The organism is Methanobacterium spitsbergense (assembly GCF_019931065.1).
Lineage (GTDB): Archaea > Methanobacteriota > Methanobacteria > Methanobacteriales > Methanobacteriaceae > Methanobacterium_B > Methanobacterium_B spitsbergense.
Genome location: NZ_JAIOUQ010000013.1, coordinates 54384 through 66227, shown reverse-complemented (window position 1 = coordinate 66227; position 11844 = coordinate 54384). Strand labels below are relative to the sequence as shown.

Below are 11844 nucleotides of genomic sequence, written 5' to 3'. Positions count from 1 at the left end.
TTTCTTATTGATTTTGAGAATTTTGATTTTCAATTAATCTTTTGAAGTTATTCTGATCCACAAAGTGGAGTTTCACATTTAGGGCATTTTGTATTCTTACATGGAACAGCCCTAGTTTTTGGTGATTCATAACCACACTGTGGGCATTTACAGACTCTTGGCGGGCCTGCTCCCATTCCCTGTCCACCATAAGCTTTTCTCTCTAGGATTGAAGGTTCGGTTTTTATGATAATATTTTCATCTTCCAATTTTACAATATCTTTAGAATGGCAGTCTAAGCATTGATCATATTCTTTTTCTTTACTAAGCCATTCAAATCCACAAACATTGCATTTGTACCTCTTTTTGTCGGTTATAAAATCATCTCCCACAATTATTATTGTATTCCCCTCAATTAGAGCCTTAGATATTTTTTTTCGGGCCGAAGTTAATATTCGATGAAATGTAGGTTGTGAAATTCCCATTATGTCTGCAGATCGAATTTGCTTAATGTCATGATAATCTCTAAGCCTTATTGCTTCAAATTCATCCAGAGTTATTTTTATAGGTTCTAAAGAATCATTATTCTCATTTTCTGGTTTAAAACAACGCGTATGTGGTTCGTCTGATATATTTCTAAATCTTCGTGGCCTAACCATGATGAATATATATTCAAAATTATTATATAAAGTTTCTTATTTACATAAAAGACCTATAATTTATCATCAAAAAAAACTCATTTAAATTCTCTAAAAAAATATGCTAAGATTATTATTTTATTTGTATAAAGAGCAAGAAATGTACTTAAATCTTGTAAGTAAAATCTAATTATTTGAATTTTTACAAAAATAAATTAAATTTTAAAAAATTATCATATAACAGTTAATTAATGTAAATATTTAGAATGATTTTATTGAAGTTTGGAATCTTTAAATTTAGGATTTATACTTCAATTTCACCATTTCTAACTTACTGTTGTTTCCATATTTGTATCAATCAACACATCGTATGATATCTTCTTGGTCCATCCAGTCCTTTCGAAGATGTTCATGAAACAAACACCAATTATTTTGGGTTTATGATCCACTGAAATTTCCTTGATCATCTTTAAAACATCTTCAGGTGAGCATCCAAATTTAGGCATTGCAAGACCACCCATTACAACAACCACGTCAGGCCCTTTAGGATCAGCCGGGACATCTACAACACTGAAACCAATGTTTTCCTGCATATTTATCATTTTGGACTTTTTCAAATCAGCAACTGGTACATAAACCATATCAAAATTTTTATCTCTAATAGCATAGGACAATAATTCAATAAAAGGTGTGCAAACAGCTATTGAACCCGTAAATACTATTTTAGATCCGTCGGCTATTTCTTTTACACTATCTCTAAAGGCACCTGTAAAACCTATTATTCCACTTTTCTTTTCCATATCTTACCACCTACTATTATAATTTATTTGATTTTATGATAAATATAATATTATAATATATCATCATTTATGGCAGCATTTAATAACATATCCTTCAAATTTTCCCCATTAGGTTTGACAACAGAAATTAATTCGTCAGACAGTGCATATGAAGGTCCCTCATTAATTTTCCCATTAAATAATACAATATTAACCTCTTCATTTTTCAGAAATTTAACAGTTTTAAGTCCCCTTTTTTGTTCAATAGTGGCAGCTGGATTCTCCTTTATTTGAAGATTTTTTATATTATCTTTATTAACATCTGTTATTAAGAAATATGGAGCTTTTCCAAAGTGTTTTGAAATAATAGAATTTAAACCTTCATCTTTATCAACAGGAATAGCTATTCTAACTACTAATTTATTTTCAGGTTCAATTTTTATCATTATATTATCTAAATCATTAACCACATTTTTTATTCTTTTTTCTAAACCTTCAGAAATTTCATTGGCTTTTTGTATAGTTAGTCTTTTTTCTGTTTCTAAATGAAGTTCAGCAAATACATAAGGACCCGATCTCCTAACTTTAATATCATGTGCCCCTTCCACACCTTCGAAGTTGATTGCTATTTCTTTGATCTTCTCCACAATCTTTGGATCTAGGTTTGCGTCCAACAGAACAAGTACAGCTTCTTTTCCAAATTTTATACCAATATATATTATAAGCATAGCCACTGCAAAACCAGCAAATCCCTGAAAAATAGGATAGCCAATATAAGCAGATAAAATTCCGAAAAAGACTATAAATGAAGAGAATATATCCACAAAACTGTGTTTACCATCATTTATAAGTGCGGGGGAATTAATTTCCTTTCCCACCCTATCTTTTAAACGAGCTAAGAAAAAAGAAACAAAAACCGATATTAAAGCCACCGCAATAGCTGTTAATGGCATGCTAATTGGTTTTGGAGTTATAATACCATTTATAGATTCGATTGCTATTTCAATACCGCTTATAATAATTATAACTGATATTATAAGTGAAGATAATGTTTCAAATTTATAATATCCATAAGGAAACTTCTCATCTGGTTTTCTTTGAGACAGTTTCAATCCAATAAAAACTGCCAGTGAAGCAAATATATCCGAGAATGAATGAACAGCATCTGCTAGTAAAGCAATACTGCCAGATAAAACACCTACAACTGCTTTAATAATGGCTAGAGAAAAATTAGCAATTGTAGAGTATTTGGCAGCTCTTTCTCCTTTTTTAAGACCTATAGAATCATTTTCCCCCATCAAATCACGATTTTATGTAAAATTTTTCTATGATAATCTACTTCTATTTTTTTAAATGAATTATATTTAATTACCATCCTTACAAACCATTGTTTCATCTGCACGCTTTAAATTATCATTTTTCCATTCTTCAAAGGTGTTTTTAACATTTCCTGAGGCTCCGACATATATTTTTATATCTTCTTTATTGAACATCTGTAATGCCTTTGATCCTAAATTTGCACATAACAAAACATCTGGTTTTGATTGAATAATGATCTCTGCAAGTGTTTTCTTCCCGCCTGCATGCCTTCCTTCACTTTCTATAACTTCAATTTCCTCTATCTTATTATCTTTCACATCTAGAATGGTGAAATATGGGCTTTTTCCAAAGTGAACAGATATTTCTGAGAAGAGTCCGTTATTATCCATACTGGGTATACAAATTTTCATATTTTATGCCTCCATAATTATAAACATAATTTTAATCGCTTCCACACAGTGGAGTTCCGCATTCTGGACATTTATCATTTCTACATGGCATTCCCTGGGTTTTTTGAGTTTCATATCCACATTGGTGGCATTTACATACCCTTGGTGGTCCTGCTCCCCTCCCTCCACGACCTCTCCCAACTCCCTGTTGTGTTATGGTATTTTGCAATTCAGTTTCTAAGCCAATTCTATTTATATCCTCAGATTCACAATCAGGACATTTATCATATTCTTTTTTAGGGTTGTGCCATTCAAATCCGCATTTATTACATTTATATCTTTTTTCAACTGTCATGAGATCTCCTTTTTAAACTTCAAAAATTAATATCAGCCACTTTTTGACTTTGTATTACTAAATTCAGATTTAAAACCGTTTAAATACCTTATATTTCCATTATTTTTCTTTTTATTTTTTGATATTTGATCTTAAGCTTCTAATCTGTTTGTACCCACTTTTTATTTATTAAACATTCTTTTATCATCCCCACTAACATTCTAGTTTAAGAAAGTTAATTCTGTCTTAAAAAAATATTATTTCAAATATTACATACATGTTATGAATATATATTCAAAACTATTATATAACACTTGGGTAATATCAATAATATACAGAATCTGGATCAAAAGAAAATAATTTCATGCAATATTTACATAAAATTTCCTACACGGTGATTTAATGGATGTAACTATACTTTCAGAAAATACCAAACAAACACGGTCAAAACTTAATACAGAACATGGTTTATCATTATTGGTAGAAAAAAATGGTAATAAAATACTTTTTGATACCGGTGGTCCTAAAGGTACAGTTATTTCTAATGCTAAATCATTGAATCTAGATCTATCTCAAGTAGATGCTGTGGTTATATCACATGGTCATGATGATCATACTGGAGGTTTATTGGATTTTTTTAAATTAAATGATCATGCACCAGTATATCTTAAAAAAGAGGCATTAAATTGCCATTACACGGGAAAAAGTTTAAATAAAAAATTTATTGGAATGGATTTAAAGATTATCGATGATTACAACGATAGACTCAAATTTGTAGATGGAACATTAGAAATATTGGATGGAATTTTTATTATACCCAACATTAGCAAAACATTCCCAATACCTTCAACTAATCGCATACTATTTACAAAGGATGGAAATCATTTCTTAAATGATAAATTTGATCATGAACTTTTCATGGGAGTTAAAAATAATAATGAACTAACATTATTTTCTGGATGTGGTCACAGTGACATCAGAAACATAATTATTAAAGCAAAAGAAGTATTTCCAGACGCAGAAATAAAAAACATAATAGGAGGATTCCATTTCCAAGCTGGTGAAATATCATCTTTTACTGCAAAAAAAGAAGAAATTAAAGATACATCCCTATGGATAAAGTCTGCAGGAGTGGAAAAAGTTTACACAGGTCACTGCACCGGTAAATATGGATTTGAAATTATGCAATCAATATTAAATGAAAGTATTGAGCAGTTCTATACTGGTAAACACATAACTATTTGATATTCTAAAAAAATTTAAAAATAAAAAATATTAAAAATTTTTAATATTGATAGTGTATTTATATTTAATCTAGAACAAAAGATGCAAAGGTTAATCCTGATCCAAGACGTACCTGGCTGGCAACTGCCGCAGCTTCTTTAATCTCATCCATAGTAGCACCGGCGGTCAAGGCATTTTCTTTATGGGCTTTTACACAGTATTCACATTTAATTGCCACGGCACATGCTAATGCAATTAATGATTTTTCCTTTGAGGACAATGCACTGTCTTTCATTATCTCTGATGCTAAATTTTTGAATGCAACATTTAGTTCTTCACTTACGGCCTCTGTGAAAAGATATGGTCTTTGTTTTTCTTTTTTCATTTATACACTCCAGTATGATATTTTTGATAATTATTTAATCCAAGTTAATATTTTTTGTGGTAAATTATTTCTTTTGTCAATAATTTTAACATTAAATTTCATTCAATGATTTATGAATGGAATAGGTTTTAATGATATTTTATCATTTAAATTCTGTTTCTGCTTTTTTTTCTTTTTCGAAGAGTTCTAGTCTTTTAAGAAGTGGTTCTATTGGAACTGTGTGTGTCTGTATACCTATAGTATTGTAAGGATCTGCTCCAAATGCCAGTGCAATGAACTGTGCAATATTCAAATGACATATATTAAACTTTGTATCTAATTTTTCCTCAATGTAAGGCTGATAACGGTCAAATTGCATCTGACAGTTTGGGCACATGTGTAGAAGTATTTCACCCTCATGTTCCTTTAACGACTGAAGTTTTTCGGCGGTAACTGCTAAAGAAACTTCTTTGTTGGTGAATCTCTGGCGGAATCCTGAACCACATGTTACTTTTTTATGATCATACCATCCTACAGTTTCAACTCCCACAGCTGCTGCTAGTCCGTCTAGGAGATTAGGATTCCTTACACCTTCCATTGCATCGTTGTAATATACCTTGCAGTAGTGGCAGGCATGGTGTGTTGCAACCTTTAAATTAGAAAGATCAAATTTAACAAGTTTGGAAATTTCTTCCCTTTTGTTAAAAAAAATCTCAGCTACATGGAATATGTTTTTACTTGGATCCATATCTCCCGTTTTGTATTCCATTCTTTCAAGATCAGAATTTTCTAATATTTTGTTTACTTTATTCCTGACTTCTTCATTATGATTCAATATTTTGGCAGATTTTTTGAGTATAGCATAGCATGTGGCACACATTGTAACTATATTACCATGACCTGTTTTTAATGCTATTTGAAAGTTTCTGGCTGCTATTGCGGTTGTTGATAGCTGGTCAAATAGATCAAAATAGTGTCCAAGCCCTGTACAGCAGGATTGTCTTTCATCTACCATGTGTTCAACATCGATCATATCTAATATGTAGCGTGTGGACGATTCAATACCTGGATATTCAACATTCACTAGACAGGTTTTAAAGAGTAGTATATCTTTATCTGGTGTTATTTTCATTTTTTACATCTCTTTACTTTTTTAAGTCTATTTTTAAATCCTGAATTATCAAGTATTGATTCAATTTCATTAACTGATTCTTTAGGTAATATATAATCTACAAGTCCAAGATCTGTACGCATACTTTCTATATTTAATTTCATAATCATGTAATCATGGCCAACATCGTTTATCATAGTTTCAAAATATTCATTTGGAATTGATCCGACTCCAGTTTTTATGATACTGTCTCCATATGGACTGAATGTGGCAATTTTTTTAAGCCCATTACCATTATCAATACGCATTTGTCTTAAAATCTGGTTTACTTCACTTGCATTGTTTCCAGATGGACACACACTGTTACAGGTATAACATGAAAAGCAGTTCCATATAGTTTCATCATCTATAACTGTTTCATCGTTTTCAAGAACCCTTCTTATCATATCCCTAGGGTCGTATTCTGTTTGACTTGCTCCTGGACAGACGGATGTGCACATACCACATTGTACACACTTGTAGATTCCAAGATCTGGTGATGCTTTTAAATCATTTAAAACATCTTTTACAAGTTTCAATGGATCTTTTTTCAGTTTGATAGTTTTCATATGTTAATATACCTCTTTGACATAATTTTGAACTAAAATTTAGAATACAATATTCTCCTTTGAATTAAGCATCATATATAGTTTTGAATATATATTCTTCCAGTTATTCTACATAATTAAATCCTATTTATCTTATCATATTATTTAGTATTACAAAAATCAAAGAAGATATACACATACGTTTAGTAAACTAAGCTAAAATTATAGGTAAAAATAATATCTGAAAGAATTAAAGCGGATGTAACTAGAAAAATAGTACTTACTTAAAAAGAATCAAGAGGAAATTAAAAATTTAAAGAGTTTGATCCTTTTTATTACCAAAAAACTTTTGAACAACAAATTGATCAATTAACCCTATTTTACTTTGAATATAATAAATATTACCTTAAATTAATTATTTTGCGTTATAGGATTCAACTCTTATCCTCTTGATAACTTCTACCATTTCCCCTCTTCCATGAGGCGTATATTCCCACTAAACAGATAGTGGTGAAAATAATAAAACATAAGTGGATGCTTGATAACAGTTGAGGATAAAGTTCGGTATTTATTTGTAATCGGCCGATTAAGATGGCAAATAAATGGAGAACTAAAATTAGAATAAAAATTTATAAAAAAAGATAAAAGAATTTAGTTATAATGTTTTTGCTATTTCGCTGAAGGGCTTTACTTCCTTGAGTTCTAATAATTTCATGGGTCCAAAGAAGTTTATTACTGTTTCTGGGTCTGGTGCTTCCACAATGAAATATCCTTTATGATAAGCCTTCTCATCAACAGGACAGCTCATATAGGCTCCAACAATTTCAATACCTGCACTTTTTATATGTTCTTCTGAAAAAAGCTCTTTTATCATATTTTTACCGTCATCCGTTAACATAGGGCATTCTGCTGCTGGATGCGTGTGTTCTGCTACATATAACATATATTATCACCAATATATTAATTTGTATTGAATAGAATAAACAATTATCTATTAATATGTAAAATATGTTTGAAATATTCTAAACATGTACTTCAAATAAACCATTTTATTATCTATAATTCTGAATAATATGTATATTATAAATTTTTAGCTTTAATTTATCCAATAAAAATTTAAAAAGAAAGTAAAAATCAAACTTTAGTTTACTTTCTAATTATTTCTTCTGTGCCTCATTAATCTCATATCTTACTGATTCTTTTATGAGATCTACTACCATTAATGCTTCTTCTTTAGGAATTGCTGAATTTAATATTATTTCAACTTCTTTCCATCTATCCTTTGGCGTCATATTCGTTCTACCTCCAATTCAAAATGTGAAGGTATATCTGCAACATTTCTGCTGCGGCCCCAATGGTTGCCAAATAGAAATTGAATACGGAGAAATGATTGACGCAGAATAAATAAGAAAATTAAAGGATGAAAGTGTAGTCATTCTTTTATTATTCTTTTTTGAAATATTGGAGTGTTAAAAATGAATATTTTTAGTGGAGTAATTTAATCATAGAGTAATTGTATTTAATTAGTTAAATTAACGAATATAGTATCTTTAAAATAAAAATAAATAAATTATACTAATTTTTATATTTTTATAAAAAATTAAACAATTTAAAAGATAGTGTTTTCACCAATCCATTAAAATAGATAATTATCCTTTGTTGATTTTAGATCTTCTTACAGCAGGAATAATTATGGCTAAATGAAGTAAAAGTACCACAACTATGGATAATAATGTAACCATCAATGGTATGTTTATTAGAGTGTAAAATAGCCATAATGTGTAGATAGCAACAGGAATTCCCAATACAACACTCACAAAAAGTCCAGGATTATATTTACGTTTTACAATCACACCAATTACATGAGTTAAACTATTGAAAACTGCGAAAATAGGAATCCACAAACCAAATAACAGGTTATTAAATGATAATACTGCAAATATTGGCATTAAAATCCAAATAATCGGTACATTTATCCAGAAGATAATGATATCATTTAATGGATATTCTCCATTTTCAACATTAAAAATTTCCTTATTAACAAATCTTTTAAACCCACCGGGCCATGAATGCTCTTCAAATTGGTGTAATAAATAAATTGGAATTTGAATCCATATTAAAAACAAGATAATATTATCGGTTTTAACATATAATAAACTTATAATTGTGACTATTATTGAAAGAATAATACAGAGTTTAGCCCAATTTTTATATAGCCACTTCTTCATCATATTTCTCCTAATAAACCAAATAAATTCATCTTTATCTTATTATATATCCATTAATCTTATAATACTTGTAATACTAATTATACAAATCTATCTATCAATAATATAAATTAAAACAACCAGTTATTGGTTTTAATTCATTTATTTTGCAAATTTCACCCCCATATTGAAGGCTTCTTGCAGTCATGTGGAAATACTAGGAAAAACAACTGGTACAACCTTTAAAGTTAAGATCATAGAGGTTTATTATTTCTGTATCTGCATTTTGAGACAAAGCTCCTTCAGAGGCTTTTTTTAATAGAGTTGAAGTATTCCAAGTCTTTCTAGGACTTCCATTGATTAATAATATCTTCACTTTTTAACCACCTTACTATCTTTTTTTTGAGCTGTATTCGCATATTCCATAAATTAAATCAATATATCTTATAAATTTGCAATATTATTTATTTGATAAATCCTTTTTCAATATTACTAGTTATCAAATTATAATTAATGGGAACAAGTTAAATATTCAAACTCTTAATTTTTAGCAAGCATTATGTTCAGATTATACCATGATCCACTCACTTTTAATTAATTTTATTATGATCCCGATACAAATTAATCTTATTCAATAATATTTTAAGGACTTTTATATTCAAAGGGACCTATGAAAAAACATGTAATAATGTATTATTTATTCAAAAATATTATTCTTATTAAATATTGGAGAAGTTGATATATGAAGTACGATGTAGTTGTTGTAGGTGGAAGGTTAGGTGGCTCAACATAATCACTTTTTGCATCTAAAGGGGGTTTAGATGTGTTAATGATTGAAAAAAGACAGGAAATAGGAACTCCTGTACAGTGTGCCGAGGCAACCACTAATGAAACATTTAATATCCTTGAAATCGAACCATCTCCCAAATATTTATGTACCGATATAAAGGGCGTGGATTTCTATGCACCCAGTGGCAAGCACTTCCGAGTTAAGGGTAATAACATGTATGGGTTTATGGAAGGATATGTATTAGAGCGAAAAATCTTCGACAAACAGCTTGCAATAGAATCAGCTAAAGCTGGTACAGATATAATGGTAAAAACTACTGTTAAAGAACTTATAAGAAAAGATGGTAATGTTTGTGGAGTTGTTGCAAAGCATCTTGGAAAAACTGTTGAAATAAAAGCAGATATTGTAATAGCTGCAGATGGTCTTGAATCAAATATAGCAAGGATGGCTGGTCTTAAAACTGTTAATAAAACAGAAGATATAGCATCATGTGCACAGTATGAAATGGTTGGTATGGATATTGATCCTAATTATCTGCAAATACATCACGGAGCAAAAATAGCACCCGGAGGTTATTTATGGATATTCCCCAAGGGTGATGGAGTTGCAAATATTGGTTTAGGAGTAATAAATTCAAAGGAGACAGCTATCTACCATTTAAATAAGTTTATTAAAAAATTCGATGCAACACCTGTTGAACTCAATATTGGGGGAGTTCCGCTTGCAGGACCAATGGAAAAAACTTATTCATCGGGATTAATGATTGTTGGAGATGCAGCAGGACAAGTTGATCCAATGAATGGGGCAGGAATACAAAATACTGTGAAATGTGGTAGAATAGCCGGAGAAATAGCTGTAGAAGCCATAGAAAATGAAGATACATCCTCAAAATATCTTAAAAAATATGAAGATCAATGGAGAACAGCCATTGGAAAGACCTTGGAAACCTCTCTAAGATACCAGGAAATTTTTCAAAACCTCAAAGACGATGATTTCAATGTGCTAGCAGAATTTTTAGAAGGTAAAAACGTGGAATCCATATCAAAACTTTCGATACTCAAATTTTTAAAGAATTATCCTCATCTTATAACACTACTCTTCAATGTTTTCGTATTAAAACAATAAAATAACTCCCATATTATAAGTTTAAGCTCTAAATAAGATTATTAAGAAGTAAATATATAAAAATCTTGTAGTTATCCTAATTTATAATATCACGAATTAAAAACGATATTAATTTATTCTATGCTGTTCATATAAATATATAGTGAATTTCTAGGTGAATGTAAAATGGACGAACATGTTATTGAGGCCCTTGGAAAAACTAGGGTTAAAGTAAAGGAAGGGAAAGTTGTTGAGGTAGGAGAACCTAAAATTGATTACTGCCCAATATTTGACAAATATAGGGGAATAAAACAGTTTACACCCGAAAATATCAAAGAAAACATAGAGTTTCGTATAAAAGATTTTGGGATGTGCACAGAGGATAGAACCATACGAATGAAGGATTTTTTATCTTTCGGAGTTTCAGAAATACTAACAACTCTTATTGTGGAAAGAGAAATTGACAGTGTTGTAAGTGTGTGTGAAGGATGTGGAACAGTTATATTAACCGAACCCGAAATAGTTCAGGGAACAGGAGGTAGAGTTTCTGGACTTTTAAGTACATCTCCTTTATCTAATGTAATTAAAGAGATTGGAAGTGAAAATGTTCTCGATCCTGAAAATGTTTTAATTGACCAGATAAAAGGCATATTAAAAGCTATAGACATGGGCTACAAAAAAATTGCAGTTACCATTGTTTCTGCTTCTGATGCAACAAAGCTCAGGGAAATTGAAAGTGAAAATAAAGGCATCAAGATCTACATTTTTGCAGCACATTTGAGTCAAATCTCTAAAGAAGATGCAAAAACAATATTTAATAATGCAGATGTCGTAACTGGATGTGCATCCAAGTATATTAGAGAAATTGGAGGAGAAAAAAACTGTTTCAAGGCCGGAGCTTCAATACCAATATATGGTGTAACAGAGGCAGGTAAAAGATTTCTAAAACTGAGGATAGATAAAATTGGTGGTTTAAAGGAAAAAAAGCATGCAAAAATACCTAAACCATTAATTTAAT

General features: G+C 30.2%; 14 protein-coding genes and 1 pseudogene. 3 read left to right on the top strand and 12 right to left on the bottom strand.

Translation table 11 applies throughout. The annotated features are described in order from the left end of the window. Nucleotides 1-47 precede the first annotated feature (47 nt). From K8N75_RS10560 to K8N75_RS10540, 5 genes are all read right to left on the bottom strand, one after another. Nucleotides 48-638, bottom strand: a complete 591-nt coding sequence (locus K8N75_RS10560) for a DUF134 domain-containing protein (protein ID WP_223792020.1) — start codon at nt 636-638, stop codon at nt 48-50. Between the two features lie 305 nt (nt 639-943). After that, a complete protein-coding gene (locus K8N75_RS10555) occupies nt 944-1417 on the bottom strand; it encodes a DUF2124 family protein (RefSeq protein ID WP_223792019.1) in 474 nt (157 codons plus the stop codon). A 50-nt stretch (nt 1418-1467) separates the two neighbouring features. Beyond that, nucleotides 1468-2694 carry a cation diffusion facilitator family transporter gene (locus K8N75_RS10550; protein WP_223792018.1) on the bottom strand — a complete coding sequence of 409 codons (1227 nt, stop codon included), beginning with the start codon at nt 2692-2694 and terminating at the stop codon, nt 1468-1470. A gap of 66 nt (nt 2695-2760) precedes the next feature. Next, complete coding sequence (locus K8N75_RS10545; protein WP_223792017.1) at nt 2761-3126, bottom strand: NifB/NifX family molybdenum-iron cluster-binding protein; 366 nt, start codon at nt 3124-3126, stop codon at nt 2761-2763. A 31-nt stretch (nt 3127-3157) separates the two neighbouring features. Further along, nucleotides 3158-3460 (bottom strand): hypothetical protein, encoded by a 303-nt coding sequence (locus K8N75_RS10540; RefSeq protein ID WP_223792016.1) that lies wholly within the window; start codon nt 3458-3460, stop codon nt 3158-3160. A gap of 381 nt (nt 3461-3841) precedes the next feature. Between K8N75_RS10540 and K8N75_RS10535 the strand changes: the two genes are divergently transcribed. After that, nucleotides 3842-4684 carry an MBL fold metallo-hydrolase gene (locus K8N75_RS10535; protein ID WP_223792015.1) on the top strand — a complete coding sequence of 281 codons (843 nt, stop codon included), beginning with the start codon at nt 3842-3844 and terminating at the stop codon, nt 4682-4684. Nucleotides 4685-4748: 64 nt separating this feature from the next. Here the strand turns inward: K8N75_RS10535 and K8N75_RS10530 are convergent, their stop codons facing one another. The 7 genes from K8N75_RS10530 to K8N75_RS10505 form a co-directional block, all read right to left on the bottom strand. Next, nucleotides 4749-5048 carry a carboxymuconolactone decarboxylase family protein gene (locus K8N75_RS10530; RefSeq protein WP_223792014.1) on the bottom strand — a complete coding sequence of 100 codons (300 nt, stop codon included), beginning with the start codon at nt 5046-5048 and terminating at the stop codon, nt 4749-4751. 142 nt (nt 5049-5190) lie between these two features. Continuing rightward, nucleotides 5191-6159: a ferredoxin:CoB-CoM heterodisulfide reductase subunit HdrB gene (gene hdrB / locus K8N75_RS10525; protein ID WP_223792013.1), complete on the bottom strand. Its 969-nt coding sequence runs from the start codon at nt 6157-6159 to the stop codon at nt 5191-5193. Continuing rightward, nucleotides 6156-6746, bottom strand: coding sequence for a ferredoxin:CoB-CoM heterodisulfide reductase subunit HdrC (gene hdrC / locus K8N75_RS10520; RefSeq protein ID WP_223792012.1), 591 nt, complete (start codon nt 6744-6746; stop codon nt 6156-6158). The genes hdrB and hdrC overlap by 4 nt, the downstream gene beginning before the upstream one ends. A 634-nt stretch (nt 6747-7380) precedes the next feature. Continuing rightward, the gene (locus tag K8N75_RS10515; protein WP_223792011.1) at nt 7381-7668 is read right to left on the bottom strand and encodes a hypothetical protein; all 288 of its coding nucleotides are present in this window, start codon (nt 7666-7668) and stop codon (nt 7381-7383) included. 214 nt (nt 7669-7882) lie between these two features. After that, nucleotides 7883-8017, bottom strand: coding sequence for a hypothetical protein (locus K8N75_RS14140; RefSeq protein ID WP_255590938.1), 135 nt, complete (start codon nt 8015-8017; stop codon nt 7883-7885). 357 nt (nt 8018-8374) lie between these two features. Then, the gene (locus K8N75_RS10510; protein ID WP_223792010.1) at nt 8375-8953 is read right to left on the bottom strand and encodes an HXXEE domain-containing protein; all 579 of its coding nucleotides are present in this window, start codon (nt 8951-8953) and stop codon (nt 8375-8377) included. A 196-nt stretch (nt 8954-9149) separates the two neighbouring features. Next, nucleotides 9150-9308, bottom strand: a complete 159-nt coding sequence (locus K8N75_RS10505; RefSeq protein ID WP_223792009.1) for a flavodoxin family protein — start codon at nt 9306-9308, stop codon at nt 9150-9152. A gap of 438 nt (nt 9309-9746) precedes the next feature. On the opposite strand from K8N75_RS10505, the pseudogene K8N75_RS10500 reads away from it, so the two are divergent. Continuing rightward, nucleotides 9747-10847, top strand: a pseudogene (locus K8N75_RS10500) (NAD(P)/FAD-dependent oxidoreductase); the annotation flags it as partial. A 165-nt stretch (nt 10848-11012) separates the two neighbouring features. Then, on the top strand, nt 11013-11843 hold the full coding sequence (locus K8N75_RS10495; RefSeq protein WP_223792007.1) for a methanogenesis marker 8 protein: 831 nt from the start codon (nt 11013-11015) through the stop codon (nt 11841-11843). The last annotated feature ends 1 nt before the right edge of the window (nt 11844 follow it).

Coding starts and splice junctions, on each gene's coding strand:
- K8N75_RS10530 (WP_223792014.1), bottom strand. CDS start 5,048: ATGAAAAAAGAAAAACAAAGACCATATCTTTTCACAGAGGCCGTAAGT.
- K8N75_RS10515 (WP_223792011.1), bottom strand. CDS start 7,668: ATGTTATATGTAGCAGAACACACGCATCCAGCAGCAGAATGCCCTATG.
- K8N75_RS14140 (WP_255590938.1), bottom strand. CDS start 8,017: ATGACGCCAAAGGATAGATGGAAAGAAGTTGAAATAATATTAAATTCA.
- K8N75_RS10560 (WP_223792020.1), bottom strand. CDS start 638: ATGGTTAGGCCACGAAGATTTAGAAATATATCAGACGAACCACATACG.
- K8N75_RS10550 (WP_223792018.1), bottom strand. CDS start 2,694: ATGGGGGAAAATGATTCTATAGGTCTTAAAAAAGGAGAAAGAGCTGCC.
- K8N75_RS10555 (WP_223792019.1), bottom strand. CDS start 1,417: ATGGAAAAGAAAAGTGGAATAATAGGTTTTACAGGTGCCTTTAGAGAT.
- K8N75_RS10540 (WP_223792016.1), bottom strand. CDS start 3,460: ATGACAGTTGAAAAAAGATATAAATGTAATAAATGCGGATTTGAATGG.
- K8N75_RS10535 (WP_223792015.1), top strand. CDS start 3,842: ATGGATGTAACTATACTTTCAGAAAATACCAAACAAACACGGTCAAAA.
- K8N75_RS10510 (WP_223792010.1), bottom strand. CDS start 8,953: ATGAAGAAGTGGCTATATAAAAATTGGGCTAAACTCTGTATTATTCTT.
- K8N75_RS10545 (WP_223792017.1), bottom strand. CDS start 3,126: ATGAAAATTTGTATACCCAGTATGGATAATAACGGACTCTTCTCAGAA.
- K8N75_RS10495 (WP_223792007.1), top strand. CDS start 11,013: ATGGACGAACATGTTATTGAGGCCCTTGGAAAAACTAGGGTTAAAGTA.
- hdrB (WP_223792013.1), bottom strand. CDS start 6,159: ATGAAAATAACACCAGATAAAGATATACTACTCTTTAAAACCTGTCTA.
- hdrC (WP_223792012.1), bottom strand. CDS start 6,746: ATGAAAACTATCAAACTGAAAAAAGATCCATTGAAACTTGTAAAAGAT.